General features: G+C 57.7%; 26 protein-coding genes and 1 riboswitch. Of the genes, 23 read left to right on the top strand and 3 right to left on the bottom strand.

What is annotated here, in order from left to right:
- The first annotated feature begins 70 nt into the window (after nucleotides 1–70).
- The 10 genes from J4772_RS16980 to J4772_RS16935 all read left to right on the top strand — a co-directional run bounded on the left by J4772_RS16980 (nucleotide 71) and on the right by J4772_RS16935 (nucleotide 9869).
- Nucleotides 71–1165: a glycosyltransferase gene (locus J4772_RS16980; RefSeq protein WP_209076311.1), complete on the top strand. Its 1095-nt coding sequence runs from the start codon at nucleotides 71–73 to the stop codon at nucleotides 1163–1165.
- Nucleotides 1162–3423: a methyltransferase domain-containing protein gene (locus tag J4772_RS16975; protein ID WP_209076309.1), complete on the top strand. Its 2262-nt coding sequence runs from the start codon at nucleotides 1162–1164 to the stop codon at nucleotides 3421–3423. Before J4772_RS16980 ends, J4772_RS16975 begins: the two co-directional genes overlap by 4 nt.
- A gap of 20 nt (nucleotides 3424–3443) precedes the next feature.
- Complete coding sequence (locus tag J4772_RS16970; protein WP_209076307.1) at nucleotides 3444–4205, top strand: class I SAM-dependent methyltransferase; 762 nt, start codon at nucleotides 3444–3446, stop codon at nucleotides 4203–4205.
- A gap of 12 nt (nucleotides 4206–4217) precedes the next feature.
- The gene (locus J4772_RS16965) at nucleotides 4218–5702 is read left to right on the top strand and encodes a glycosyltransferase (protein ID WP_209076305.1); all 1485 of its coding nucleotides are present in this window, start codon (nucleotides 4218–4220) and stop codon (nucleotides 5700–5702) included.
- A gap of 57 nt (nucleotides 5703–5759) precedes the next feature.
- Nucleotides 5760–5875: riboswitch (TPP riboswitch) on the top strand.
- Between the two features lie 118 nt (nucleotides 5876–5993).
- Nucleotides 5994–7028: an ABC transporter substrate-binding protein gene (locus tag J4772_RS16960; RefSeq protein ID WP_209076303.1), complete on the top strand. Its 1035-nt coding sequence runs from the start codon at nucleotides 5994–5996 to the stop codon at nucleotides 7026–7028.
- Nucleotides 7029–7153: 125 nt separating this feature from the next.
- Nucleotides 7154–7456 (top strand): thiamine-binding protein, encoded by a 303-nt coding sequence (locus J4772_RS16955; RefSeq protein ID WP_116059454.1) that lies wholly within the window; start codon nucleotides 7154–7156, stop codon nucleotides 7454–7456.
- Complete coding sequence (locus tag J4772_RS16950) at nucleotides 7446–8237, top strand: ABC transporter permease (RefSeq protein ID WP_116059455.1); 792 nt, start codon at nucleotides 7446–7448, stop codon at nucleotides 8235–8237. The genes J4772_RS16955 and J4772_RS16950 overlap by 11 nt, the downstream gene beginning before the upstream one ends.
- Complete coding sequence (locus J4772_RS16945) at nucleotides 8234–9016, top strand: ABC transporter ATP-binding protein (RefSeq protein ID WP_209076301.1); 783 nt, start codon at nucleotides 8234–8236, stop codon at nucleotides 9014–9016. The genes J4772_RS16950 and J4772_RS16945 overlap by 4 nt, the downstream gene beginning before the upstream one ends.
- A gap of 194 nt (nucleotides 9017–9210) precedes the next feature.
- On the top strand, nucleotides 9211–9477 hold the full coding sequence (locus tag J4772_RS16940) for a hypothetical protein (RefSeq protein WP_209076300.1): 267 nt from the start codon (nucleotides 9211–9213) through the stop codon (nucleotides 9475–9477).
- 23 nt (nucleotides 9478–9500) lie between these two features.
- Entirely contained in the window at nucleotides 9501–9869 is a 369-nt protein-coding gene (locus J4772_RS16935) for a 4-fold beta flower protein (RefSeq protein WP_181917496.1), read from the top strand.
- Nucleotides 9870–10131: 262 nt separating this feature from the next.
- Here the strand turns inward: J4772_RS16935 and J4772_RS16930 are convergent, their stop codons facing one another.
- Nucleotides 10132–10683, bottom strand: coding sequence for a hypothetical protein (locus J4772_RS16930; protein WP_209076298.1), 552 nt, complete (start codon nucleotides 10681–10683; stop codon nucleotides 10132–10134).
- A gap of 275 nt (nucleotides 10684–10958) precedes the next feature.
- Here J4772_RS16930 and rsmD point away from each other — a divergent pair, with 275 nt between their 5' ends.
- Complete coding sequence (gene rsmD / locus J4772_RS16925; protein ID WP_256442736.1) at nucleotides 10959–11576, top strand: 16S rRNA (guanine(966)-N(2))-methyltransferase RsmD; 618 nt, start codon at nucleotides 10959–10961, stop codon at nucleotides 11574–11576.
- Nucleotides 11573–12106: a pantetheine-phosphate adenylyltransferase gene (gene coaD, locus J4772_RS16920; RefSeq protein WP_116059470.1), complete on the top strand. Its 534-nt coding sequence runs from the start codon at nucleotides 11573–11575 to the stop codon at nucleotides 12104–12106. The genes rsmD and coaD overlap by 4 nt, the downstream gene beginning before the upstream one ends.
- Nucleotides 12107–12159: 53 nt before the next feature.
- Here coaD and J4772_RS16915 read toward each other — a convergent pair whose 3' ends face one another.
- Together J4772_RS16915 and J4772_RS16910 are read right to left on the bottom strand one after the other, a co-directional pair.
- Nucleotides 12160–13419, bottom strand: a complete 1260-nt coding sequence (locus tag J4772_RS16915; RefSeq protein WP_209076295.1) for a hypothetical protein — start codon at nucleotides 13417–13419, stop codon at nucleotides 12160–12162.
- A gap of 88 nt (nucleotides 13420–13507) precedes the next feature.
- Nucleotides 13508–14758 (bottom strand): nucleotidyltransferase, encoded by a 1251-nt coding sequence (locus tag J4772_RS16910; RefSeq protein ID WP_209076293.1) that lies wholly within the window; start codon nucleotides 14756–14758, stop codon nucleotides 13508–13510.
- A gap of 163 nt (nucleotides 14759–14921) precedes the next feature.
- On the opposite strand from J4772_RS16910, the gene J4772_RS16905 reads away from it, so the two are divergent.
- From J4772_RS16905 to smc, 11 genes are all read left to right on the top strand, one after another.
- Nucleotides 14922–15431, top strand: coding sequence for a YceD family protein (locus J4772_RS16905; protein WP_247741193.1), 510 nt, complete (start codon nucleotides 14922–14924; stop codon nucleotides 15429–15431).
- Nucleotides 15432–15481: 50 nt separating this feature from the next.
- Entirely contained in the window at nucleotides 15482–15655 is a 174-nt protein-coding gene (rpmF, locus tag J4772_RS16900) for a 50S ribosomal protein L32 (protein WP_094050747.1), read from the top strand.
- 214 nt (nucleotides 15656–15869) lie between these two features.
- On the top strand, nucleotides 15870–16436 hold the full coding sequence (gene fapR / locus J4772_RS16895; protein WP_116059474.1) for a transcription factor FapR: 567 nt from the start codon (nucleotides 15870–15872) through the stop codon (nucleotides 16434–16436).
- A gap of 29 nt (nucleotides 16437–16465) precedes the next feature.
- Entirely contained in the window at nucleotides 16466–17455 is a 990-nt protein-coding gene (gene plsX / locus J4772_RS16890) for a phosphate acyltransferase PlsX (RefSeq protein WP_209077211.1), read from the top strand.
- A gap of 9 nt (nucleotides 17456–17464) precedes the next feature.
- Nucleotides 17465–18451 carry a beta-ketoacyl-ACP synthase III gene (locus tag J4772_RS16885; RefSeq protein WP_209076289.1) on the top strand — a complete coding sequence of 329 codons (987 nt, stop codon included), beginning with the start codon at nucleotides 17465–17467 and terminating at the stop codon, nucleotides 18449–18451.
- A 15-nt stretch (nucleotides 18452–18466) separates the two neighbouring features.
- Nucleotides 18467–19393, top strand: a complete 927-nt coding sequence (fabD, locus tag J4772_RS16880) for an ACP S-malonyltransferase (RefSeq protein WP_209076287.1) — start codon at nucleotides 18467–18469, stop codon at nucleotides 19391–19393.
- A gap of 47 nt (nucleotides 19394–19440) precedes the next feature.
- The gene (fabG, locus tag J4772_RS16875; protein ID WP_116059714.1) at nucleotides 19441–20187 is read left to right on the top strand and encodes a 3-oxoacyl-[acyl-carrier-protein] reductase; all 747 of its coding nucleotides are present in this window, start codon (nucleotides 19441–19443) and stop codon (nucleotides 20185–20187) included.
- A 129-nt stretch (nucleotides 20188–20316) separates the two neighbouring features.
- Nucleotides 20317–20550 carry an acyl carrier protein gene (locus J4772_RS16870; RefSeq protein WP_094050752.1) on the top strand — a complete coding sequence of 78 codons (234 nt, stop codon included), beginning with the start codon at nucleotides 20317–20319 and terminating at the stop codon, nucleotides 20548–20550.
- 102 nt (nucleotides 20551–20652) lie between these two features.
- The gene (fabF, locus tag J4772_RS16865) at nucleotides 20653–21894 is read left to right on the top strand and encodes a beta-ketoacyl-ACP synthase II (protein WP_209076284.1); all 1242 of its coding nucleotides are present in this window, start codon (nucleotides 20653–20655) and stop codon (nucleotides 21892–21894) included.
- Nucleotides 21895–21999: 105 nt separating this feature from the next.
- Nucleotides 22000–22701, top strand: a complete 702-nt coding sequence (rnc, locus tag J4772_RS16860; RefSeq protein ID WP_116059479.1) for a ribonuclease III — start codon at nucleotides 22000–22002, stop codon at nucleotides 22699–22701.
- Nucleotides 22702–22731: 30 nt separating this feature from the next.
- The gene (gene smc, locus J4772_RS16855) at nucleotides 22732–26301 is read left to right on the top strand and encodes a chromosome segregation protein SMC (protein ID WP_116059480.1); all 3570 of its coding nucleotides are present in this window, start codon (nucleotides 22732–22734) and stop codon (nucleotides 26299–26301) included.
- Nucleotides 26302–26373: the final 72 nt, after the last annotated feature.

Genomic DNA, 26373 nt, shown 5'->3' with positions numbered 1-26373 from the left:
CACCACCTGTCCAAGCGGAGAAGGCGAACGCGACATAAAATGGGACAGAGGTCGGATGAGGAGGGATAAGGTGGTTACTATCAGTTTGTGCATGATCGTGCGCAACGAAGAGGAAGTGTTGGCACGTTGTCTGGATTCCGTACACGATCTCGTCGACGAGATCGTTATCGTGGATACCGGCTCGACGGATCAAACGAAGGAGATCGCCGGTCGGTATACGGATCGTATTTTCGATTATGAATGGACCGACCATTTTGCCGACGCACGGAACTATTCTTTCTCCTTCGCAACTAAAGACTACGTGATGTGGTTGGATGCGGACGATTATTTTCGCGATAAGGACCGGGAGAAGCTCAAGAAACTGAAGGAGGAGCTTGATCAAGAGGTCGACTCCGTCGTTATGGAGTACCACTTGGCGTTCGACGATTGCGGCAATCCGTTGGCGATGTCGCGCCGCAACCGAATCGTAAAGCGAAGCAGGCAGTTTCGCTGGCATAATCCGATTCATGAATATTTGTTTGTCGAAGGCAACTGTTATTTGACCGACATTGCCGTCTCGCATGGCAGGGTGCACGAGAATACGGGGAGAAACTTGCGCATTCTCGAGCAGATTGCTCAGCGGGAAGGAGAAGTGACGGGCCGGGACGTTTTTTATTACGCCAACGAGCTTTCCGATGCGGGACGTTTTGCCGAAGCAGCGGAGCAGTATCGGCGATTTCTTGCCGAGCCTGTCGACTACTTTGAGGATAATCTGACCGCGTGCGCGCGTCTGTCCGCCTGTTATCATCAATTGGGCTTGTTCGATCTGAAGCTGACGGCGCTGCTGCAGTCGATGGTTTACGAGCTTCCACGCGCGGACTTCTGCTGCTCGATTGGCCAATGTTTCCTGGAAAGAGATGATTTTGCCAAGGCGATCTATTGGTTTAAGCTGGCGCTCACCCAAGACCGTCCGCCGGATCATCATTTCGGCGTGCTTCATCTTATCAGTTGGACATGGCTTCCCCATCTTCAGCTGTGCATTTGTTACGGAATGACCGGAGAGCTGGAGCTGGCCTACGAACACAACGAGAAGGCGCTGTCCTACCTGCCCAACGATGCGAACCTGCTGCAAAACAAAGCCAAAATCGAGCAGGCGCTCGGCATCGGAGGAGCTGAGACGCCATGACGACCAGCATTATTATGGTGACCTTCAACCAGTTGGCGATGACGAAGCGCGCGATTGCGAGCATTCGCAAGCATACGCCCGCTTCGGCTTACGAGCTGATCGTCGTCGATAACGCGTCCGCCGACGGCACGCCTGACTGGCTGGCGGAGCAGCCGGACGTGAAGCTGCTGCGCCAAGCGAAAAATGTTGGATTTCCGGCGGGGTGCAATATTGGAGCAGCAAGCGCGAAGGGCGACTACTTGCTGCTGCTGAACAACGATACGGTCGTTACTCCCCGCTGGCTGGAGCAGCTTACGCTGGCGATCGAGAGCGATGAGCGGGTAGGGGCGGTTGGCCCGATGACGAACTACGCCGGTTACGGACAGATGATCGAGACGTCCTACCGAACGTTGGATGAGATGCAGCGCTTTGCTGAGACGTATAACGTTTCCTCCGCCGAGCGTTGGGAAGAGAGGATGAAGCTGATCGGCTTCTGCCTCATGATTAAGCGTTCGGCATGGGAAGCGGCCGGACCGTTGGACGAGAGCTACGGAATCGGCAACTACGAAGACGACGACTGGTGCATGAGCGCAAGATTGGCCGGTTTTCGGCTGCTGCTCTGCCGTGACACGTTTATTCATCATGAAGGAAGCGTGTCCTTCAAGCATGTCAAAGAAACATACCGCAAAGCCATGCTCGACAATGAGCAAACGTTTATGCGCAAATGGGGCTTCCATCCGCATATTTCCGTAAATGCGCGAAACGACCTGCTGCGGCCGCTGCGCGCGCTGAAGCCCGGAATGAGCGTACTAGAAATCGGCTGCGGCTGCGGAGCGACGCTGCTCGAACTGCGCAATCGCTATGGCAACGTGCGGCTGTTCGGCTTCGAAAGCGAAGCCTCCGCAGCGAAGGTCGCCGGGCTCGTTGCCGAAAAGGTGTGGATAAGGAGCGAGGAGATCGAAGCTCCTTCAGGGACGAAGGGCTTCGATGCGGTCGTGCTGAACGACATTCTGTCGGAGCCAGCGAAACTTGACGTCCTGCGGCACATCCACGGCTTGCTGCGGCCCGGCGGCATCGTCGCGACGAGCGCGCCGAATCGGCTGTTTGTCGATTACGCCAAAGCTTATTTAAGGCCGTTTAATCCCCTTCCTCACGATGCGATGCTGTCCAAGGCGGAGTTCGAACGAAGGCTGCGTCAAGCCGGGTTCGAGGACATTGCGCTTGAATCGATTGCCGCGGAGGATGCGGCGAAGCGGGACATTGACGCGTTATGCCTGCTGGCGGGCGATGCGGGACGGGACGACTATGCGACCGTCTACTACGTAGCCAGCGCAGTTAAAGGCAGCGGAATTGCGCGGACAACGTCAACGGGAAGCGGCCCGTCCGGCGAGCGGGACGGAAAGGTCGGACAGCCGGACGTTGCCGGCGTTAAGCCGTCCGGCGTGTTTGCGCCTGCCGCGCAAACGCCTGCGACAGAGACTGCGACTCATTCGAAGGAAGCGACGGTGAACGATTTGAGCTATTTGCCTAAGGCGCAAGAAGACGTCCCGTTTACGGGGGAGAGATTAGTTTTGAGTTCAGCGGTTGCAGGATCTCATCCTGACGTGCTGGCGGAGCATGTGTACCGCTACCGGCTGGCCCGCGCTTATTGCGGCGGCAAGCAAGTGCTGGATGCCGCGTGCGGAGCCGGCTACGGCGCGAGGATACTGAAGGATGGCGGAGCGGTCGGCGTCACCGGCGTCGACATCGATCCGGCGACGGTGATGCTGGCCGGCAGAGATTACGGAGGGGACGGCGTAAGCTTCCAGCAGGGCAATGTGCTGCAGCTGGCCTTCACCGACGCTTCTTTCGACGTTGTCGTCTCGTTCGAGACGATCGAGCATATTCCCGACGGCGCCGCGTGGCTTAGAGAAGCCGCGAGAGTGCTGCGACCGGGCGGACGGCTGATCATTTCGACGCCGAACCGCGAGGTGACGAATCCGGACCGGCTGTTCGGTCAGCAGGTGCGCAATCCGTATCACTGCTTCGAATACAGCATAGCCGAGTTTATCGGCGAGCTATCGGTGCTCTACGACATCGAAGGCATGTTCGGACAAACGTTCGTCGGCCCCCACGGCCACGTCGCTCCAGAATGGTCGGACATTGCCGAAGCGGTGGGAGGAGACACGGCGATGGCGGGCTTTAATCCGGACATTATCCGGTATTACGCTCCGGCGTCCTTAAGCCGAGTGAAAAATGCAAGACCGGCATACATGATCGCGGTTTGCCGCAAAAGATGAGCGAAGGGAGGAATGGCCGGATGCCAGAACGCAAACGCCCGATGGCGGCGATCGATCGCCATCATTCCCGGCAGGATCGGACGGCGCACCGCTTGGCGGAGCGCGCTTTCCGATCGTCGCAGACGACGCTGATCAACAAGCTCGAAGCGTTTCCTCGTTTTGCGACGAAGCGGAGCGTGGCTCGCTTCCTGGCACGATACGAAATTTACCGCGAGCTGCTCCACATAAACGGCAGCATTGTGGAGTGCGGCGTGTTCAACGGAGCGGGATTTTTCTCCTGGGCGCAATTCGCCAATATTTTCGAGCCTTCCAACCACACGCGTAAAATTATCGGCTTCGACACGTTTGAAGGCTTCCCGTCGCTGGCAGAGCAGGATGAGGACGAAGAGCGCACCTTTGTCGCGGGTGACATGAGGGGAGATACGGCGGAGCAGATTCGCCGGTCGATCGCCAAGTACGATGCGGAGAGGCATCTGGCGCACATTCCGAACGCGGAAATCGTGCAGGGAGACTTTATGGAGACGGCGGAGGCGTATTTGCAGTCGCATCCTCATCTGTTGGTGGCGCTGCTGTATTTGGACTTTGACCTGTACGAACCGACGCGCAAGGCGTTGGAGCTGTTTGTTCCCCGGATGCCGAAGGGCGCGATTGTCTGCTTCGACGAATTGAATTGCGCAGCTTTCCCGGGGGAGACTGCGGCTTTGCTGGAGATGCTGCCGATTCGCGCAACAGAGCTGCGCAGATTTCCGTTCGATCCGTGGATTTCGTACTGTCGGCTGTAAGGAGGGATCATCTTGGATAACGGACATCGGCCTGCGAATTTGTATTCGCTTGGCGAAGGGGCAAGGCTGGACGCTTCGGGGATGATCTACGGGGCCGAGGAAATTGCGATCGGACGAGAGGCGATGATCAGCTCGGGGTACCGGCTGATCGTCACCTCGACGGTCAGCGGTATTCGGCCCAAGCTGATTATCGGGGACGGCGTGCAGGCGGATATCGGGCTTAACGTTACGGCGGAGCATCACGTCGAGCTGGAGAGCTCGGTCTGGTGCGGGCCCTATGTCGTACTGTCGGATGCGGAGGCGGAATTCCGGAAGACGGGTTTGCCCGTCTATAAGCAGGGGATTCGCGAATCGGGAGGCTTTTCTAAAAAGCTGATCGTCGGCGAAGGAACCTACTTGGGGCCGTATGCCGTCGTGGAAGGGGCTGTAACGATCGGCAAAGGCTGCGTCGTCGGAGCGGGCAGCGTCGTGCGGGCGGACGTGCCGGATTACTCGGTCGTGTCGGGCGTGCCGGCCCGGATCGAGCGGATGTTCGATACGGTCGCCGAGGACTGGATTGCGGTCGAATCGGAACGGGAGGTCGCGGACGTTCTGCGCAGAAGGCGGGAGCATCCGCTGCTGTCCATCTGCATCCCGACTTATAACCGCGCCAAGGAGCTGGAGCAATGCCTTGAGGCTGTGCTTCCGCAGACGAGCATGAACGGCTTGATTGAGGTATGCGTCTCCGACAACGCTTCGGACGACGGAACCGCCGCGTTACTAGCTCGATATGTAATGAAGCATCCGCAGCTGCGGACGATCCGGCAGCCGGAAAATATCGGCGGAGAGCGCAACTATCTCGAAATTTTGAAGTTTGCCAGAGGCAAATACGCCAAGCTGCACGGGGATGACGACTATTTCGTGCCGGGAGCGGTGCAGCCGATTTTATATGCGCTGCTGCATAAGCGAACTCGCTTTCTCTTCATCGACGTGCTGCGCAACGACGGGACGGTGGAGACGATGGAGGGGATGGACACGCTCGTGCGCGAGCTGTCGCTCGCTTCCGGTTTTATTACTTCAATCGTTGTTGAGCGCACAGCCGTGCTAAGTCTGTCTGAGCCGGATCGTTTTATCGGCACGAGCCTGAACCACATTTATTGGCTGCTGGAGCTGTTGCGGACGGATCCCCGGTTCTCGCTGCTGAAGCTATCGATGTTCAGCTACGAGTTTAACGCTCCGCGCGGCTACAATTACGGAGATGCGGCCATTCGCGGTTACCTGGAAATATTGCGTCATTTTGTGGGCCGGGGATTGTCGGAGGAAGTGTACGCTGCAGAAAAGAAAATCGTGCTCGACCGCTTTGTTCTGCCTCGCCTGGAAATGATGCTGGAGGCAGGTCTCGACTTCAACTATGACGGCTTCGAAGCGGTGTTCACGAAACATTACGAACAAGAACCCTACTATGAGCAATATTTGGCGGAGGTGCGAAGAATCGTCGGCTTGCGGGATCGGGGATAGACAACGGCGCTTCTTTTGCTATAATAGGGATTGTGCGTTGCGGGTTTTTGACAATCGAATACGCCCCAGGGGAGCTGGACGACGGCCGGCTGAGAGTGCATCCCTTCGAAGATGCAGACCCTTATGACCTGATCTGGTTAGTACCAGCGTAGGAAGGCGGGAGCACGACGAGAGTTCGTTGTGTCAAATTGTCCATGTTTGCTTATTGGGCGCCCTCCGGATCGGGGGGCGCTTTTTTGATACGTTCGGGACCCTCTTCCGCGCAAGAGATAAGGAGAGTGGGAGAGAGACATGAAGAAACAAGGAATGGCATGGAAAGGGTTAGGACTTACGCTGCTGGCGGGAACGGTGCTGCTGTCCGGCTGCGGAGGCAAGAACGAAGCGGAGCCGTCCGGCGGTGCGTCCGCATCGTCTTCTCCGGCAAAGGAGCTGAAGAAGGCGACGGTCGTGCTCGACTGGACGCCGAATACGAACCATACCGGGTTGTACGTTGCTCGCGATATGGGGTTGTGGGAGAAATACGGCCTGCAGGTTGAGCTGGTTTTGCCGCCTGAGGCGGGAGCAAGCGCGCTTGTCGCTGGCGGCCAGGCCGAGTTCGGCGTCGGAGCGCAGGAAAGCATGATCTTGGCCAGAGAGCAGGGCTTGCCGCTCGTTTCGATCGCGCCGATCATTCAGCACAATACGTCCGGCTTCGCTTCGCCCGTGGACAAAAACATCAAGGAGCCGAAGGATTTCGAAGGTAAAACGTACGGCGGCTGGGGCTCGCCGGCAGAAAGTGCGGTCATCGAATCGATCATGAAGGTGCAGCAGGCGGACGTGAACAAGGTGAACTTCGTGAATGCGGGCTCGGCGGACTTTTTTACGGCTACGAAAAAAGGCATCGATTTCGAATGGATTTTCTACGGCTGGACGGGTATTGAAGCGGAACTTAGAGGCGAGCCGGTCAACATGGTCTATCTGACCGATTACAGCAAGCAGCTCGACTACTACACGCCGCTGCTGCTGACAAGCGAGAAGGTAATTAAGGAAGATCCGGAGCTTGTAAGCGCGTTTCTCGCCGGAGCCTCCGAAGGCTATCAATATGCGATCGACAATCCGGACGCTGCGGCGGACGTGCTGATCAAGGCCGTTCCCGAAATCAACGCGGATCTGGTGAAGGCGAGCCAGAAATGGCTCAGCCCGAAATACAAGGAAGACGCTCCGCGCTGGGGCGAGCAGAAGCGGGACATCTGGGCCGGCTACGGCGAATGGATGCTGGAGAACGGTCTGATGGAGAAGGAACTGAACTACGATGAGATGTTTACGACGGAATTTCTGCCGAAATAGTCGGCGGACAGGGAAGCGAGAATACAGGATTGAGAAATACAAACGGAAATACGGATAGATAGGTCGAATTAATGCGGGCTCGCGGAAATAACTTAATGAAATGGAGAAAAAGGAGAGAGCGAACGATGGCACAGGCATTGCTCAGCATTCAAATCATTCCGAAAATCAACCCGGGCGAGGAAGTTATTCCTTATGTAGACGAAGCGATCTCCATCATCAAGGCGTCCGGCGTTCCTTATCGCGTAGGGCCGCTGGAAACGACAATGGAAGGGGAGCTCGACCAATTGCTCGATATCGTCAAACAGATGAGCGCAGCTATGATCGAGCGAGGCAGTCCCTCTGTTATGTCGCAAATCAAGCTTGTCGTGGATGCCAAAGCGAACGCTTCGATGTCGCGCTTGCTGCAGAAATATCCGGATGGGCAATAAGCGATTTAGAGCGATTGCGCTGCCCGTCGGAACGATTGTCGTGTTTCTGGCCGTTTGGCAGGCGGTGTGCATGGCGCTGGACATCAAGGTATACACGCTCCCGGCCCCGTCCGACATCGCGCTTAATATGTACGAAGACGCGGCGACTCTGTGGGTGCACGTCCAGGCGACATTCGGTCTTTCTCTCGTCGGATTGGTGCTTGGCACGGCGGTAGGCATTGCCGTGGCCGTGCTGCTGCACATCGTCCCGCCGTTTAAGACGGCGCTGTCGCCTCTGCTCGTGCTGTCCCAGAACGTTCCGTTGATCGCGCTCGGCCCTTTGCTGATTATTTGGCTGGGCTTCGGAACGACGCCTAAGCTGATTTTGCTCATTCTCGTCTGTTTTTTTCCGGTGGCTCTGTCGATTTTGGTTGGGCTGGGGCAGGCCGAACCGCACTTGCGAGAGTATTTGGGCATGATCGGGGCGTCGCGTTGGGAGCGGTTAAAGCGGCTGGAGTTCCCGGCGTCATTGACTTATCTTTTTTCAGGCTTGCGCATTGCGGCAACGTACGTCGTATCCTCGGCAATCGTAGCCGAATGGCTGGGAGCCGGAGCGAATACGGGCATCGGCTTCTATCTGAAGCTGAAGTTTAGCGGCTTTCAGCAAGCGGCCGTGTTCAGCTCGATCGTCTGCATTGTCGTTATGAGCCTGCTATTTTTCTATTTGGTCGTGTTGGCGGAACGCCTCGTTATTCGCTGGAAGCCGCGTCCGGAGCCGGAGTGGAAGGAGGCGTCGCCATGAGCGCCCACGGCAGCATGCTGGAGTTAAAGGGGATCAGCAAGTCCTACATGAGGGGCAAGGAGCGGCATCTCGTTCTGAACGACATCTCTCTGACGGTGGGCGCGGGCGAGTTCGTATCGTTAATCGGGCCTTCGGGGAGCGGAAAGTCGACGCTGTTTCGAATGATCGGCGGCGTGGAGAAGCCCGATCAGGGGCGCGTTCTGTTCGACGGCGAAGATCGTACCGGACAGAAGGGGCTGATCAGCTACATGCCGCAGCAGGCGGCGTTGTTTCCTTGGCTGAAGGTGGAGGATAACATCCGTTTCGCACTTGTTTCCACCGGAACGCCGAAGCGGGAGGCGAAGGCGCAGGCGGCTCAGTGGCTGGAACGGATTCAGCTTGGGCATGTGGCGAAGGAGTATCCGCATGTGCTGTCCGGTGGGATGCAGCAACGGGTCAGTTTCCTGCGCGCGCTGCTGATGCAGCGCGACGTCATGTGTCTGGACGAGCCGTTCGCTGCGCTGGACGCTTTGACGAGAGCCGATATGCAGCGCTGGTTGCTGGAGTTATGGGAGGCGGATCGGCGCTCCGTGCTGTTCGTCACGCACAGTATCGAGGAGGCGTTGGTGCTGTCGGACCGCATTTATGTTTTGTCGCCGGCTCCGGCGACCGTCTTGCGCGAGCTTGTCGTGCCTTTCGACCGGCCGCGCCGCGCGGACGTATGGACCTCGCCCGAGTTTGTCGAGCTGAAGCGGGAAGTGCTTCGGCTGCTGGAGGAAGGCCACTCGGGAACGGTCTGAGTCTGCATGGCGATGCATAATCGCAAACAACCCGTATGCCGTCAAGGTATGCGGGTTGTTTGTAATTGGACGAGGCGAAGCAAAGCTTCTAACTCATCGACAAAAGAAGGCGGCATTTGTATAATAGGGATTAAAATGAGAATGATTATCAATTGCGGAGCGTTACGGAGCAGACAACAAGGAGAGAAGGTAGCATGAAGCTGGACGAACACACGACGATATGGAATCATACGGCTGTCAAAATTTCCGATATTCGTCATATCGCAATGAGCCCTGGGGAAACGATGGAGGGCTATCGACTGCCGGCAAGCTGCTTCATGTACAGTACGCGCGGCCGCGCGAGCGTAGCGCTTGGCGGCTCGATTTTTTTCATCGGCCTGATCAGTCCGCACTTAGCGACGCATATTGGGATGAAGATGCGCGAGAGGGATGGAAGGCCGTCCATATGGTGGTATAATTGAGGAAAAACGAAGGAGTCCGGCAAATGAACGAATGGTACTTCGATCGGTATGGACAAGCGTCCTTCATCGTAGTGGAGAACGAACGATTTGTCAGCAAATACGGCCGCAATCTGGGGTGGATTCACCAGAGCAAGCAAGTATTCAGTCTGACAGGACAGCCTCTCGGCTGGCTGGAGAAAGGCGTGCTGCGAGACAGGAAAGGCGGAATTATCGCGTTTGCCCGGGCAGCAAGCAGTTGGCTGCCTTCGATTCCCGGCATGAGCGGAGAGCCGGCCGCTCCGTCGATTCCGGGCCCTCCGGCAAGACCGGGCTTCGCGGGAACGATCGTGGATCCCGGCAGCGGGAGCTGGGCGAGTGTGTCGATCCGCGATTTTTTCGGAGCGGATTTGTAATCGGATTCCGAACCGGCCTGCAACATATTTTTTTCCGCTGCTGCGTATATTTTCATCCGGAAAGGCCACACTGGTATTACCGGCGCTGAGAGGCGTCGGGGACAACCGCGGAGAAGACTTACGTTTCCCCATAAGCTCTTCGTCCGGTTTCTCCTCTCCCATGAGACCCTCGTCGCGAGACGGGGGTCGATTTTTTGTGCTCACCAAAGCCGCAAAAGGCACGGAAAGAAAAAAAGCCACCCTATGAGGCGGCATGCTTGGACTATTTAATCCTCTTTAGTTCGCGCAGATCGCTGTCATGTTCAAAGAAACGCATGGAGAGCGATTCAAGGATTTTGGCATGCTGTATTTGGTTGCGCTCAATTCGCTCCTGTGCGTCTTCTATGCGGGCGAGAGCTTGGCCTGCTTCCGATACGGCTTGTTGTATAGAAGGTAAGAGAGCAACGTCTTCTTTTGTGGCCATGTTTTGTTTGATATCCGCGATATCGTTCTTCATACTCTTTTGCTCGATTTCAAGTCTTAGCTGTCCGGCTTCAAGGTTCTGTTGGCTGGCTTCAAGTCTTAGCTGCCCGGCTTCGAGTTTCTGTTGCTCGGTTTCAAGTCTTAGCTGCCCGGCCTCGAGTTTTTGTTGACTGGCTTCAAGTTTTTGCTGCCCGGCTTCAAGGTTCTGTTGGCTGGCTTCAAGTCTTAGCTGCCCAGCTTCGAGTTTCTGTTGACTGGTTTCGAGCTTTTGCTGACCGACTTCGAGGTTCTGCTGTCCGGTTTTTAAATCCTTTAGTTCGATCAAAATTTGTTGTAAAAGTTCCTCGCTCATTGTTACTGGCCCCCCCTTCAAGTTATAAGACTACTTAAAACGGGTACTCCTTCAAAGAAGTACATTTCAGTGGTGCGCCGCAATCGACTTTTTTCGTCATCTGGTTGAGTTCGTATTTTCCTATTTTACACCTTGCGCTTCTGCCATCACAAGTCGTTCCTGACTTGATCGAGCCATAACCGCATTCCGAGTATAGAGAGCTTTTGCAACGAGGAAGTTTGTGGTAACATTACACCGTTAACTATCCTATAATCGCAAGACAGCAGGGGTTGAAGATATTGCGCGTCATTTCTGGACAAGCCAAAGGGCATCCGCTGCGAGCGGTGCCGGGTAACGGAACTCGTCCGACGACGGATAAAGTGAAAGAGGCGCTGTTCAGCATGATCGGGCCGTATTTTGACGAGGAGGAGCGTGTGCTCGACTTGTTCGCAGGCTCGGGAGGGCTTGGAATAGAGGCGCTGAGCCGAGGTGCGGGAAACGCCGTATTTGTCGATTCCAGTCCGCAGAGCGTAGACGTCGTTCGCCGCAATTTGGAGTCGACCAAGCTGGCGGGCAAGGCGTCCGTATATCGAAACGATGCGAGAAGAGCGCTAAAGGTGTTGGAAAAGTCGGGGCTCCCGTTTGATTTGATTTTTTTGGACCCTCCTTATGCGATGAAGGATTGCGACGCTATTTTAACCGAAATCGCACAGAGAGGACTGGCGGCCGATTCGGCCATCGCGGTCGTCGAGCATCATCCGGATGTCAGCTATCCCGAAGCGTTCGAAGGTTTCATTCGTACGAGGTGCGCCAAATACGGGGAAATCGCCGTATCTATCTACCGTTATGAGCCTAACCAAGAGGCGCCAGCCGGAACAACTATGGAAACGACGGAGGAGGCGAACAAACGATGAACCGACAGCCATCCGGAACGGAAAATGAGTATCGCATCGCCGTGTATCCCGGGAGCTTCGATCCGGTGACGCTTGGTCACCTGGACATCATTCATCGGGCTGCGAAGCAGTTTGACAGGCTGATCGTAGCTGTGCTGAACAACACGACGAAGACGCCCCTATTCAGCGTGCAGGAGAGGAAGTCGCTGCTCGCGGAAGTGACGAAGGATTTGCCCAACGTGGAAATCGACAGTTTCCGCGATTTGCTCGTTCGTTATATGAGATCTCGCCACGCGAAAGTGATTATTCGGGGCATCCGTTCCGTAACGGATTTCGAGTACGAGCTGCAGATGGCTTCGACGAACCGTCAGCTCGACGAGAGCATCGAGACGGTATTTATGATGACCAATCCGAAATATTCCTACCTCAGCTCGAGCATCGTCAAGGAAATCGCCAAATTCCACGGCCCCGTTCACGATTTGGTCTCGCCGGTCGTGGAGGCGGAATTGAAAATCAAATACGATACGCCGGACGGCGCGATAGGCGAGTGAACCGGAGCGAAACGACCGAAGGAGCTATCCCGCGGCAGCAGGAAGGCTCCTTTTTAGCGTTGACGTTTGTCCGGAGCGTCTTTGCCGGACGGCGTTTTGGGCCGGATGAGCGCGGCGAGCAGGGCGAGCAGGAGAAATACACCGAAGCTGGCGAGCGCAACCGTCATGCTCTCGGACATACGGCTCCAGCCGTTCGGCAGCACCCCCGCGAACGTCGACCAAGCCTCGGCATCGGCAGAGGGACCGGGCTGGCGTTCGGCGAACCACTTTTTAAAGGGCTCGGACAGAACAAGCTTCGCCAGCGGATAGACGACCAGCAGAGTCGCGGCCGAGTGAAGCAGGCGCGAGGAGATGATTTTCAGCCAAGGGAAGGGCTTGTTCAGTCCGAACGCCGCTCTGGCCTGAAGCAGGCCGCTCCACCCGGTCCAGGCGAGCGCAGCGGCAAGCAGCGCGCAGGCCTGTGCGGGGTCGGAGGTGAAAAGGGCGGATTTGCTGGTCTCGTAGGCGCCTAGATGAAGCTCGTATAGACCGGGGAACGGGAGCCACAGATCGTTGCCGGGAAGGAAGAGCTCAAGCAGGCGGATCACGACGGCGCACATCATCATCAGGCCGCCGATCGTCATCAGCATGCCGACGGCCCCGGTCACGGAGTCGGCGAGCAGCTTGCCCAGCGGGCGTCCATCCTCTTTGCGGCCGTCGGCTGCAGCGCGCGCGGCCCGCAACAGCAGCGCTTTGGGTTGGGTCACCGGAAGGGCCGGCACTCGCGGACCGCGCGGCTTGGCAATGCGCGACCAAACAGTGCCTGCCAGGATCGCCGCGAGCCACAGCCCGAGCGCAATCGCCCAGCCGAGTGCGGGAGCGTTGAGGAAGCCGAAGCCGATAACAAGCACGATGAGGAACGGATTGGGCACATGCGAGACGAGCAGGACAGTGTCAACGTCCTCGTCGCTGATCGTTCCATTGTCGCGGAGACGAGCGGTTTCCTTCGCTCCTGCGGGAATGCCGGCGGACCAGCCGAAGGCGATTGCCCAGCCCGCCGCTCCCGGCAGTCGGAACAGGCGGCGCGTGAGCGGCTCGGCCAGCGCGGCCATACCGTGAAGCAAGCCCGAGGCGGCGAGCAATTCAGCCAGCATAAGCGGGGGCAGCAGGCCGGGGAAGACGTTCTGCCACCAAATTTGCAGCCCGGACAAGGAAGCGCGAAAAGCTTCCCCGGGCGAATGGACGATTCCGGCCACGACGAGCATGGAGGCGGCGCCCAGCAGCAGAGAAAGGAAAATCGCGCGTTTGCCGTTAGATGGATTGGCCTTGGCCATTGCTTATCGCCTCCCGAATGCGTTGCAGGCACGTGCAGGTGTTCAACTGGATGAACTACCTCTACAATGTACGCCCCGGGAGGGAGGGTTAGACCATCTTGTCCGACAGTCGGACGGGAGAGAGCGTGAAGTCGCGCAAAGCGTCGCTCGGCTGGGCGTTGCGATAGGCGAGGGAGTAAGCGCCGGTCGCCAGCGCTTCCATGGCCAGATAAGGGGAGTCGTGCTTGGCGGCGGAGGCGACGACGGGGACTTTTGCTTTCCGTCGCATGTCGCGGAGCAGAAGCCGGCCGCGTTCGGTAAAGCCAAGCACCCGGATATAGTCGACGCCGGCGGCAAGCCGCTCCGGGCTTAGCAGCTCCTTGCGATGGCCGAGCAGGATACGCAGCAGCGTCCGTTGCAGCTTCGTGCGGGTGTAGCGTTTCGTTTTGAGCGCCTCCAGCAGAGCCGCGACGGAATACTCGGGCAGCTCGGACAAAATGCCGCGAAGCCGATGCTCGAGTCCTTCGCTGACTTCGGCGAACTCGGCCAGCTCTGCTGCGGTATGGCGATACAGTTCGTGAAACAGCGGTCTAGCGAAGCTATCCCAATGAATGGGCGCCCGGCCGGCTTCCGTTTCGCGGCGCAGGATGGCCAAAGTAGAAGCGGGCACGTAGGCCGCAAGCTGTTCCAGGGAGCCGGATTCGCCGAGCAGCAGCTTGCGCAGGGCGGTGGCGCTGGCGATCTTCGCATCGGTAATGTCGGTTTGCCCGTAGCCGGACTTCTCGCGGCGAAGCGTATAGGGTACGATAGAACTATTCAGCTTGCGAAGCGCGATTAAATAATGGAGTCCGAGCGTATGGTTCGGCTGGGTGAGAGAATAAGCGTGCTCGCCCATGCCGCGTTCCTGCAAATAAGCCTCGGCCGCCGAGGAGAACGCCGAAGGATAAGGGAGTCCGGCCTTCAGCAGCTCCGACAGCAGCGTAGCGAACCTTTCGGGCTCCTCCGTCAGCAGGGAGGCCAGCTGTTGTAGAGAGGCCAGTTCTCCGCTCTCGCTGCCGAAGCAGAGCGAGTCAACGACGCCCGAAGCATCCAGCACGGATACGGCTCCGTAGGCGAACCATTGAGCCGGCTGCGAGCTGTATGCGACAGGCAGCTCCAGCACGAGATCGCACCCGGCTCGAAGCGCCATTTCCGTCCGCGCCCACTTGTCCGCCAACGCCGGCTCTCCCCGCTGCAGGAAATTGCCGCTCATGACGGCGACGATATTTTCCGCTTGCGTTATTTTCTTCGATTGCTGTAAATGATAGAGATGACCGTTATGCAACGGATTATATTCTACGACAACGCCGACCGTGGACATAATCGTCTCCTTGCTGGGAATGAAATTTTATTTTCCACAATATAGCACGAGCAAGGGACGAAAGAGAAGCGGAGCTGTAAAGTCGCAGAAATTGTTGACAAACGAACCGAAATCTCGATATAATAAACTTTGTTTGTTTGGAGTGATCTAATTGTTGCTTAAAGTGCAAGAGCTGGCGTCCCGGAAGCTGCCGGTGAGCCTGCAAGGAACTCTGGACTTGACGGAGCTGTTCCGGAATCATCCGGAATTCCGTCCGCTCTCCCCGCTTGAATACGAGCTGACGGCTGTAGCCGTGGACGACTTGATCGTAGTGACGGGCCAAATGAGCTGCGACATGCACATGCAATGTTCGCGCTGCTTGGAGCCGATCGAAGAGAAGGTCGGAGTTCCTTTCGAGGAACAGTTTCGGATTGTGGCGGAAGAGGATGAAGAAGCAAACGAAGATGTTGAAGAAGCCGTACCGGTAACGGAAGAGCGGATCGATCTGGCTCCTTACGTCATGGAGGAGTTTGTCGTCCAATTGCCCTACGCGCCCCTGTGCAGTGAGAGCTGCAAAGGGCTGTGCCCCGAGTGCGGGACAAACCTGAACGAACAATCGTGCGGCTGCAATACGGAGAAGATCGATCCTCGTATGGCTGCGCTTCAGGATTGGTTTAAATCTCAGAAAGAGTAGGCCCGGCGCAAGCCGTCGAAGCTTATTCGGACTGATAAGGAGGTGGCAGCATGGCAGTCCCTTTTGCGAAAACATCGAAAGCCCGCAAACACAAACGCCGGACCCACTTTAAACTGGTCGTTCCCGGTATGGTGAAATGCGATCAATGTGGAGAATTGAAAGTGTCGCACCGCGTATGTAAAGTGTGCGGTACGTACAAGTCCCGTGAAATTATCAAGCAATAAGCTTGAAACGCGTCTGGAATCACGACGGGCAAGCGCTTCGGCCGGCAACGACCGGCTCTGGCGTTACTTGCGGTCGTTGCATGCCGGCGCGTTTTTCTTTATACTCATATTGGCACCAGGTATTAAAATGTGAGTTTATGAATAATCGCTAAAGTTATTGACAATGGGCGTGGATCGAGCGAACAGGATCGAGCGCTGAAGGGAGTGGAGAGGCTTGGAGCGGCTTCCCAAAAGGCAGCGCCATCAACAGCTCAGCAAGCTGTTGGAAGAGAATCCGTTTCTAACGGATCGCGAGTTGACGCGCCTGCTTAAAGTGAGCATTCAAACGATCCGTCTGGATCGTCTGGAATTGGCCATTCCCGAGCTGAGGGAGCGCTTGAAGCTGATGGCGGAACGTTCTTACGATTCCGTTCGTTCTTTGCCTTTACACGAGGTGATCGGCGATATTCTCGATCTGCAGCTCGACAAGAGCGGCATCTCGCTGTTTGAGATCGCGGCGGAGCACGTTTTTTCCCGTTCGGGCATCGCTCGGGGACATCATGTCTTCGCGCAAGCCAATTCGCTCGCGGTGGCGGTCATCAACGACGAGATTGCACTGACGGCATCGGCGGACATTCGTTTCATCCGGCCCGCGCGGCTCGGAGAAAAATGCATCGCCAAAGCTTACGTCAGGTCGCACGGCGGGCAAAAAGGGAAGGCGAAAGTAGAAGTGTTTACATATGTCGGCGAGGAAATGGTGTTCCAGGGGAACTTTATAATTTACAGATCTGCCGGCGAATAGATAGCGACATCCTAAAGGAGTTGTACATGATGCGGATTGCCATAGATGCGATGGGAGGCGACCACGCGCCGCAGGCTCAGGTCGAAAGCGTTCTGGCTGCCGCGGCCGAGTGGCCGGACGTCCATCTGGTGCTGGTCGGGGATCCGGATGCAATTCGGCCATATCTCGGCAGCGGCATTCCGGACAATGTATCTATAGAACCTGCTTCCGAAGTGATTGGAAGCGATGACGAGCCGGTGCGAGCCGTGCGTCGCAAAGCGGATTCCTCCATGGTTGTGGCGGGCCGGATGGTCAAGGAAGGCCGCGCGGACGCCATGATTTCGTGCGGCAATACCGGCGCTCTGATGGCTACGGGGCTGCTCGTCGTTGGGCGGATGCAGGGCATTGAACGACCGGGGCTGGCCGCGATTTTTCCGACGCTCGACAATAAGGGGCTGCTAGCGCTTGATATGGGCGCGAACATGGACGCCAAGCCGGAGCATTTGCTTCAATACGCGCTCATGGGCAGCATGTATCGGAGCAAGGTGCACGGCATCGCCAAACCGCGCGTCGGATTGCTGAACGTTGGGACGGAAGCGGCCAAAGGCAACGAGCTGACGAAAGCGGCGTACGCCCTGCTGGAAAACGCTCCGGTTCATTTCGTCGGCAATGTGGAAGCGCGCGATGTGCTGGAGGGCGTATGCGACGTCATTATATGCGACGGCTTCTCGGGCAACATTTTGCTAAAGGCGATCGAAGGGGCGGCTCAGTCGATTTTTAAGCTGCTTCGCGAGGAATTGACCTCGTCCTTCGTATCGAAGCTGGCGGCCGGAGCGCTTAAGCCGAGCTTCCGTCGCGTTCGCACCCGGATGGATTACAATGAATACAACGGCGCCCCTCTGCTCGGCATCAACGGTCTGGTTGTCAAAGGGCACGGGTCGTCCAACGCAAGCGCCATGAAAACGGCGATCCGCCAGACGCGCACGGCGATAAGCAACAAGTTGATCGCGTCTTTGGCCGACGAATTCAGCGGAAAGTGAGAGAGTGCAATGAATGGAGTTTCCGTAGGCATTCTCGGAACGGGCAAATACGTTCCCGAGCGCCGGTTAACGAATGTTGAGCTGGAGCGGATGGTGGAGACTAACGACGAGTGGATCGTGACGCGCACCGGCATCCGCGAGCGCCGGATCGCAGCTCCTGAGCAAGCGACTTCGGATCTCGCTTACGAGGCGTCCGTCAAGGCGCTTGAAGCGGCGGGCATTACGGCGGAGGAGCTCGATCTGATCATCGTGGCGACGATTACGCCGGATATGTTCTTTCCTTCGACGGCTTGCCTGCTTCAAGAAAAGCTTGGCGCCAAGAAGGCGGCGGCGTTCGATCTGTCGGCGGCTTGCTCGGGCTTTATTTACGGCCTGGCGAACGCGACCGGTTTTATCTCGATGGGGATGTACAAGCACGTGCTCGTTGTCGGCGCGGAATGCTTGTCCCGCATTACCGATTACGAGGATCGCAATACCTGTATATTGTTCGGAGACGGAGCGGGAGCTGTTGTGCTTGGTCCGGTAACGGGGGACCGAGGCTTCAAATCGTTTAAGCTCGGAGCGGACGGCGCCGGCGGAGAGTTGCTCCGCATTCGCGGCGGCGGGTCGCGCTGCCCGTCCAGCGGAGAAACGCTTGCGGACCGCAGCCATTTTATCGAGATGAACGGACGCGACGTATTCAAGTTCGCCGTGCGGGTCATGGGCAGCGCCGCCGAAGAGGCGCTTGCTGCTGCGGGGTACGAGAAAGCGGATATCGATTTGCTCGTTCCGCATCAAGCCAACATTCGCATTATTCAATCGGCATTGGAAAGATTGAACTTATCCGAAGATAAAGCCATGATCAATCTGGATCGGTACGGCAACGTATCGGCGGCCTCAATTCCTCTGGCGCTGGCGGAAGCGGTCGAGGAAGGTCGCGTCAAAGAAGGCGACACGATCGTGCTCGTCGGCTTTGGCGGCGGCTTGACTTGGGGCGCGGCAGTGCTGAACTGGTAAGAGGAGGAACCGAACTTGGGTAAAATCGCATTCGTATTCCCCGGCCAAGGCGCGCAAGCGGTCGGCATGGGGAAGGACGCATATGAGAGCAGCCCGGTCGCCAAGGCGACCTACGATCGGGCGGACGAGGCGCTCGGCTATTCGATCTCAAAGCTGAGCTTCGAAGGGCCGGAGGAGGAGCTGCGTCAGACGGCGAATACGCAGCCTGCGCTGCTCGCTACAAGCGTTGCGTTGTTGGAAATGTACAAGGAACGGGGACTGAAGCCCGATTATGTCGCAGGCCACTCGCTTGGCGAGTATAGCGCCCTCGTGGCGGCAGGCGTACTTGAATTCTCGGATGCGGTCAAGCTTGTTCGGGCGCGCGGGCTGTATATGGAGCAGGCGGTTCCGGGCGGTCAGGGCGCGATGGCGGCCGTGCTCGGAGCGGAACGCGCGGCTCTGCAGGCGCTCTGCGCGGATATTACCGCGGCGGGAACGATTGTAGAGCTGGCCAACGTCAACTGTCCGGGTCAGATCGTCGTCTCCGGGTCGGCGGACGGCGTCGCCGCCGTCGTCGAACGGGGCAAAGAGGCCGGAGCGAAGCGGGTCATTCCGCTTGATGTGAGCGGTCCGTTCCATTCCTCCTTGATGCAGCCGGCAGCCGATAAGCTGGCGGAGGCGCTGGCACAAGCGGAATTCCGCGATGCGGCCGTGCCGGTCGTCGCGAACGTTCACGCCAAGCCGGTCATTTCCGGAGCGGAGCTTCGCGAGCTGCTTGTCAAGCAAGTCGTGTCGCCAGTACAATGGGAAGACACGATTGCGTATTTGATCGAGCAAGGCGTCGACACGTTCGTGGAAATCGGCTCCGGCACGGTGCTGGCGGGCTTGATCAAGAAGATCGACAAGTCCGTTCGGATCGTCTCGGTTAACAGCGCAGAGGCCGCTAGCGCAGCTGCGGAGTAAACGCCGAAACAGGCGACAAACGGCAGAGAGGCGGAAAGGCAATGGCAATGTGGGATCTGCAAGGCAAGAGCGCGCTGGTAACGGGCGCGTCGCGCGGAATCGGCCGGGCAATCGCCATCGCTCTGGCGGAGGCCGGAGCCGATGTGGCGGTCAACTATGCGGGCAGCGAAGCGGCGGCGGCCGAAACGGTCAAAGCGATCGAAGCGCTCGGGCGCAAGGCGATTATGGTCAAAGCGAACGTAGGCAAGTCGGCGGAGTTCGACGAGATGGTGTCGACCGCGCTCGAAGCTTTCGGCAAGTTGGACATTCTCGTGAATAACGCAGGCATCACCCGTGATAATCTAATTATGCGGATGAAGGAAGCCGAATTCGACGAAGTGATCGAAACGAACCTGAAGGGCGTGTTCAACGGCATCAAAGCGGTGACTCGTCCGATGATGAAGCAGCGCAGCGGCCGCATCATCAACATCTCGTCCGTAGTCGGCGTGCTCGGCAACCCTGGACAAGCCAACTATGTCGCAGCCAAAGCCGGCGTCATCGGCTTGACGAAATCCGCGGCTAAGGAGCTTGCGTCCAGAGGCATTACCGTTAACGCGGTTGCTCCCGGATTCATTGAATCGGATATGACGGACAAGCTTCCCGCGGAGTATCGCGACAAGCTGCTGGGAGAAATTCCGATGGGCCGCATGGGCCGTCCGGAAGACATTGCTTCCATCGTCGTTTATTTAGCTTCGGAAGCAGCCTCTTACATGACGGGGCAGACGGTGCACGTCGACGGCGGCATGTACATGTAATTTTCGGCCGAAGTGGCGACGCCTGCCTAACGGCACGAAAAGCGGCTCTTCGGCCGGTTAGACCCATGCAAGCCTTCTATGGCTTTTTGTCCATGATTCACGTATAATACGTTAAGGGAGGTGAACCGGATGTCCGATGTACTGGATCGCGTAAAACGCATCGTTATCGAACGCCTGGGTGTAGAAGAGGCAGAGGTAACACCCGAAGCATCTTTCAAAGACGACTTGGGCGCTGACTCTCTGGATGTTGTAGAACTCGTTATGGAGCTCGAGGACGAATTCGATTTGGAGATTTCCGACGAGGATGCAGAGAAGATCACAACGGTGGGAGAAGTCGTTAAATACATACAATCTCATGCGTAATGATCGACGGGTCCCGTACTTGCGACGGGACTTCTGCATATTCTAAACCCCGATTCGCGCCGCGCGCGCGACGGATGATATAGCCTGAAGAGGTGAATAGATTTGACACAGCGCGTCGTTGTTACAGGAATGGGGGTCGTCACGTCCCTCGGTACCGACTTGCCTACGTTCTGGAGCAACTTGCTCGATGGCAAATCCGGAGTCAGTCTGATCGAAGCATTCGATACGACCGATTATACGACTAAGATTGCGGCAGAAATCAAGGATTTCGATCCTGGCTTATATAATATCGATAAGAAAGAAGCCCGGAAAATGGACCGGTTCGTACAGTTCGGCGTGGCCGCGAGCAAGCTCGCGATCGAGGACGCGGGACTGGCGATCGGGGAAAATGCCGACCCGGAGCGCGTAGGCGTTATCGTAGGCTCTGGTATCGGTGGTCTGGGCACCTGGGAAGAGCAGCATACGCTGTTGATGGAGAAAGGTCCAAGGCGGGTAAGCCCGTTCTTCATCCCGATGATGATCGCGAACATGGCCAGCGGCCAAATTTCGATGATCACGGGAGCGAAGGGACCTAACACCGCAGCTGTATCCGCTTGCGCCACCGGGACGCACTCGATTGGCGACAGCTTTAAGATGATTCAGCGCGGCGACGCGGACGTGATGATCTGCGGCGGCGCGGAAGCGACGATTCGTCCGATCGGCATGGCAGGCTTCTGCTCGATGAGAGCGATGAGCACCCGCAACGAAGAGCCGGAGAAAGCAAGCCGGCCGTTCGACGTCGATCGCGACGGATTCGTTATGGGCGAAGGCTCGGGCGTACTAATCCTGGAATCGCTTGAGCATGCGAAAGCAAGAGGCGCCCGCATTTATGCGGAGGTTATCGGCTACGGCATGAGCGGCGACGCCTACCATATGACCGATCCCGATCCGAACGGAGCGGCTCGTTGCATGAAGAAGGCGCTTAACGACGCGGGCATCGCGCCCGAGTCCATCCAATACATTAATGCGCACGGAACGTCGACGGGAGCCGGAGACAAGTCCGAGACGACGGCGATCAAGATGACGTTCGGCGACCATGCTCACAAACTGGCGGTCAGCTCAACCAAGTCGATGACCGGGCATCTGCTCGGCGCGGCGGGCGGCGTGGAAGCGGTTATTCTCGGCTTGACGTTGAAGAACGGCGTCATTCCTCCGACGATCAATCTGGATCATCAAGATCCGGAGCTGGATTTGGACTATGTCCCGAACAAGCCGCGCAATGCGGACGTACAGGTTGCGTTGTCCAACTCCTTCGGCTTCGGAGGACACAACGCCACGATCATTATGCGTCAATTCGCAGATTAACCGGATGGGCAATAAGCAAGTTCAAAAAGTGCGCGTGAACGTCGACGCAGGCGGCATTAGCCGCCTGCGTCGGTTGTGTATGAGGCGCGATTGAGGTGACGGTTCATGAAGGAAGGATTTCAACGATTGCAGCAGCGCATTAACGTGACTTTCCGCGATCCGGGGCTGTTGAAGCAGGCGTTTACGCATACTTCTTACGTGAACGAGCAGCGAGGCGCGCGTATTCCGGACAACGAACGGTTGGAATTTCTCGGAGACGCCGTCCTGCAGCTTACCGTATCCGAATATTTGTACAGGCTCTATCCGGATTCGCCGGAGGGCGAGTTGACTCGTTTGCGGGCGAGCATCGTCTGCGAGCCTTCGCTCGTCCGTTTTGCCGAGGCGCTCGAATTCGGGCAGATCGTGCTGCTCGGCAAAGGGGAGGAGCAGACGGGCGGACGTACCCGACCGTCGCTGCTTGCAGACGCTTTCGAAGCGTTCCTGGGCGCGTTGTATTTGGATCAAGGCTTGGAGGCCGTTCGGGCGTTTCTCGAACGGCATATGTTCGTGAAGCTGTCGCGGAACGGCCAAGCGCCGATGAAGGACTACAAAACGGAGCTTCAGGAGAAGGTGCAGCAGCTGGCAATGGGCGCGCTTGATTATCGCATTGTCGAGGAGAAAGGGCCGGCCCACGACAAGGAGTTTATCGCCGTCGTCGGGGTGGGCGACCGGCAGTTAGGCAAAGGAATCGGCCGTTCGAAGAAGGAAGCGGAACAGCAAGCCGCATCGCAGGCGCTGGCGTCGTTTGCGAAACAGAATACAAGATGACCTACCGACTCGAGAGGAGAAACCGTCCTTATGTTTTTGAAAAGAATCGAGCTGACTGGGTTTAAGTCGTTCGCAGACCGTACCGAACTTGAATTCGTTCGCGGAATTACCGCCGTCGTCGGGCCGAACGGCAGCGGCAAGAGCAACATCTCCGACGGTATTCGCTGGGTACTCGGCGAGCAAAGCGCCAAGTCGCTGCGGGGCGGCAATATGCAGGATATTATTTTCGCGGGCAGCGACTCCCGTAAGGCCGTTAATTTCGGGGAAGTGTCGCTCACGCTGGACAACGCGGACAAAGCGCTTCCGCTTGATTTCAGCGAGGTAACGGTTACGCGCCGGGTGCACCGCAACGGGGAAAGCGAATACTTGATCAACAAGCAGCCGTGCCGACTAAAGGACATTACCGAGCTGTTCATGGATACGGGGATCGGACGGGAAGCGTATTCGATCATCGGACAAGGCCGGATCGAGGAGATATTAAGTACGCGCTCGGAGGATCGCCGCGGCATTTTCGAGGAAGCCTCGGGAATTGTGAAATATAAGAGCCGTAAGAAGGAAGCGCAGAAGAAGCTTGAGGATACCGAAAACAATCTGCTGCGGATTCACGATCTCGTCAGCGAGCTAAACGGGCAGATCGAGCCGCTGAGGGACCAGGCCGCGAAGGCCGAAACTTATAAGACGCTGAAGGAAGAACTGAAAAATAAGGAAATCGCCTTATACGTTCATCAGATCGAAGGCGTGCACTCCTCCTGGACGCAGACGAGCGAGCGGTTGAATACGCTGCGCGAAGAGCAGACAGGCCTGTCCACTTTCGTAAGCAAGCATGATGCGATTTTGGAGGAGGAGCGTCAGACGCTCGTTCAGCTCGAGGAGCTGTTGGAGAAGCTGCAGGACGAGCTGCTCCGCTGCAGCGAAGACACGGAGAAGACGGAAGGTCACGTCGAATTGCTGAACGAACGGCGCGGCCATCTCGAACGCACCGGCAACGGACTAAGACAGTCGATTGCCACAGCGGAAGAACGGTTTGCTCTGTCTACGGAAGAGGAGCGCGTGCTCAAGGAGAAGCGCGCCGCATTGGAGGGCGAGCTGGAGGCTGCGCTCGTCAAGCTGGCGGAGGAAGAGGACCGATTGGCTCTGGCCGACGGCAGCACGGAAGTCGAGGAACGGCTGAAAGCGGAGCTGTTCGACACGTTAAATGCGATGGCGCAGGCGCGCAACGACATTCGCTACGGCGAAGGCCAGCGCGAGGTGTTGGAGCGGCGGATGACGCGCATTGCGGAAGAGGAAGCGAAATGGCGCGAGCAAGTTGAGGCGCTGGACGCCAAGCGCGAGCGATTGGAAGAGAAGCTGGCGGAAGTCGCCCGTTCGCTGCATGAAGCGCGCGACCGTTATGTCGCAGAGGGAGCCCGCTCCTCCGAGCTTCAGCGCAAGCTGGAGGAGGATCAGATTTCGGTGCGGCGTCATGAGCAGCGCAGAGAAGCGCTCGTCTCTCGGCGCGATACGATCAAGGAGCTTCAGAACGATTATGACGGCTTCCAGCACGGCGTTCGCGAAGTGCTGAAGGCGTCGAAGCGCGGCACTCTGCATGGCGTGCATGGCGCAGTCGCCGAGCTCGTCAGCGTGCCGGGAGATTTGGAGACGGCGATTGAAACCGCGCTCGGCGCGGCGCTGCAGCATATCGTCATGGAGAATGAGAAAAGCTCGCGTGCGGCGATCGCCCACTTGAAGCAGCGCCAATCCGGCCGGGCGACTTTCCTGCCGCTTGACGTTATTCGGGCAAGATCGATTTCCGACGGCGATCGCCGGATGCTGGAGCAGGCCGAGGGCTTTATCGGGGTTGCCGCCGAGTTGGTCGGCTTTGATCCGAAGTACGGCGCGATTGTCGGCAGCCTGCTCGGCAGCGTGTTGATCTCGGAGACGCTGGAGCAGGCGAACCGCATCGCCTCTAGGCTCCAATACCGCTATCGCGTCGTTACGCGCGACGGCGACGTCGTTAACGCCGGCGGATCGATGACCGGGGGCAGCCTGCAGAAGAAGTCGGCCAACCTCCTTGGACGCCAGCGTCAGCTCGAAGAGTTGGAACGCGATATCGGGGAAGCCGAGAAGGCGCGCGAAAAAGCGCGCGCAGCGGTAGACGACCTGAAGAAAGAATTGGCGCAGGTTGCGCAAAACATCGAGCAGCTGCGCGGTCAGGGAGAGCAGGAGCGGCTTAGAGAGCAGCAGGTTTCAGCCGAAATCGCGCAGCTTGAGCAGGAAGAGCGGCTGCTGGAGGAACAGCGCCTGGCGATGGATGGCGAGAAGGCGGCCTTTGCTGCCGAGGCCGGGGCGTTGGGTGCGAGCAAGGAAGACGCCGAGAAGCGGTTGGCCGCGCTGACGAGTGAGGAGCAGCGCATTCAGGAGCGCATTCGCGAAGCGGAGGAGCTTCGCCGCAAGAGCGCGTCCGCGAAGGAAGAGCTGCAAGCGGCGCTGACCGAGCTGAAGGTCGCGATTGCGCGGATGGAGCAGGATCGCGCGTCTCTGGGCGAGCAGCTTGCCCGCCATAGGTCCGATCTCGGTCGCTTGACGGGCGAACTCAAGCAGCTTAAAGAGTCGCTTGAACACAATGAGGCTGAGGCCGAGCGGACGCAGCAGGAATCGGTCGAGCAGCGCGAGAAGCTCAACGACCTTCGGATCCGCAAGAAGCAACTGACCGAGAATCTCGAGTTCAAGCGGGCCGACCGGGCCGAAAAGCAACGGGAGCTGGAGCGCAAGGAAGGCGAGACGAAGGACCAGCGGGCCAAGCTGCGAAACGTCGACGAGAGCTTGCGTCAGGCGGAGATTGCGGTCAACCGGATGGACGTCGAGCTGGACAACCTGCTGCGCAAGCTGACCGAAGAGTACGAAATCGGCTTCGAGCTGGCGAAGGAGCGTTACCCGGTTCCGGAGGACGTCGCGGGCGCCCAGAACGAGGTGCGCGACATGAAGCGCAAAATTTCGTCTCTAGGCGATGTGAATCTCGGCGCGATCGAGGAGTTCAAACGCGTATCCGAGCGTTACGACTTCCTATCGGCGCAAGAGAACGATCTGATTGAAGCGAAGACGAAGCTGCACGGCATTATCCGCGAGATGGACGAAGAGATGTCCAAGCGATTCCGCACGACGTTCGAGGAGATTCGCAAGCATTTTGTCGTCGTATTCTCGCGCATGTTCGGCGGCGGCCGGGCGGATTTGGTGATGGCCGAGCCGGATAAGCCGCTGGATACGGGCATTGACATCGTCGCTCAGCCTCCGGGCAAAAAGCTGACGAACCTGCAGCTTCTGTCGGGCGGCGAACGGGCGCTAACCGCGATCGCCTTGCTGTTCGCGATTTTGCACGTCAAGCCGGTGCCGTTCTGTGTGCTGGACGAGGTCGAAGCGGCGCTGGACGAGGCCAATGTGGCTCGCTATGCGCAGTACATGCGGGAGTTTTCCGATTCGACGCAGTTTATCGTCGTTACGCACCGTAAAGGCACGATGGAAGAAGCCGACGTGCTGTACGGGGTCACGATGGAAGAAGGCGGCGTATCCAAGCTGGTATCGGTTCGCTTGGAAGAAACGGACGATATGGTTGCGACGGCGTAACGTTCTGGTGGAACCGTTAGAAGGCGCGGAAATTGCCGTGTGAGAGCTGTAACGGTCTGATTGGCCGTTAAC

Source organism: Cohnella sp. LGH (genome assembly GCF_017671885.1).
Classification (GTDB): Bacteria; Bacillota; Bacilli; order Paenibacillales; family Paenibacillaceae; genus Cohnella; species Cohnella phaseoli.
This window is presented reverse-complemented; position numbering and strand designations above follow the sequence as displayed.

Coding starts and splice junctions, on each gene's coding strand:
- rnc (WP_116059479.1), top strand. CDS start 22,000: ATGAAGGAAGGATTTCAACGATTGCAGCAGCGCATTAACGTGACTTTC.
- J4772_RS16870 (WP_094050752.1), top strand. CDS start 20,317: ATGTCCGATGTACTGGATCGCGTAAAACGCATCGTTATCGAACGCCTG.
- coaD (WP_116059470.1), top strand. CDS start 11,573: ATGAACCGACAGCCATCCGGAACGGAAAATGAGTATCGCATCGCCGTG.
- J4772_RS16930 (WP_209076298.1), bottom strand. CDS start 10,683: ATGAGCGAGGAACTTTTACAACAAATTTTGATCGAACTAAAGGATTTA.
- J4772_RS16975 (WP_209076309.1), top strand. CDS start 1,162: ATGACGACCAGCATTATTATGGTGACCTTCAACCAGTTGGCGATGACG.
- J4772_RS16960 (WP_209076303.1), top strand. CDS start 5,994: ATGAAGAAACAAGGAATGGCATGGAAAGGGTTAGGACTTACGCTGCTG.
- smc (WP_116059480.1), top strand. CDS start 22,732: ATGTTTTTGAAAAGAATCGAGCTGACTGGGTTTAAGTCGTTCGCAGAC.
- fabG (WP_116059714.1), top strand. CDS start 19,441: ATGTGGGATCTGCAAGGCAAGAGCGCGCTGGTAACGGGCGCGTCGCGC.
- J4772_RS16910 (WP_209076293.1), bottom strand. CDS start 14,758: ATGTCCACGGTCGGCGTTGTCGTAGAATATAATCCGTTGCATAACGGT.
- rpmF (WP_094050747.1), top strand. CDS start 15,482: ATGGCAGTCCCTTTTGCGAAAACATCGAAAGCCCGCAAACACAAACGC.
- J4772_RS16885 (WP_209076289.1), top strand. CDS start 17,465: ATGAATGGAGTTTCCGTAGGCATTCTCGGAACGGGCAAATACGTTCCC.
- J4772_RS16950 (WP_116059455.1), top strand. CDS start 7,446: ATGGGCAATAAGCGATTTAGAGCGATTGCGCTGCCCGTCGGAACGATT.
- J4772_RS16940 (WP_209076300.1), top strand. CDS start 9,211: ATGAAGCTGGACGAACACACGACGATATGGAATCATACGGCTGTCAAA.
- J4772_RS16935 (WP_181917496.1), top strand. CDS start 9,501: ATGAACGAATGGTACTTCGATCGGTATGGACAAGCGTCCTTCATCGTA.
- J4772_RS16915 (WP_209076295.1), bottom strand. CDS start 13,419: ATGGCCAAGGCCAATCCATCTAACGGCAAACGCGCGATTTTCCTTTCT.
- J4772_RS16955 (WP_116059454.1), top strand. CDS start 7,154: ATGGCACAGGCATTGCTCAGCATTCAAATCATTCCGAAAATCAACCCG.
- J4772_RS16970 (WP_209076307.1), top strand. CDS start 3,444: ATGCCAGAACGCAAACGCCCGATGGCGGCGATCGATCGCCATCATTCC.
- J4772_RS16945 (WP_209076301.1), top strand. CDS start 8,234: ATGAGCGCCCACGGCAGCATGCTGGAGTTAAAGGGGATCAGCAAGTCC.
- plsX (WP_209077211.1), top strand. CDS start 16,466: ATGCGGATTGCCATAGATGCGATGGGAGGCGACCACGCGCCGCAGGCT.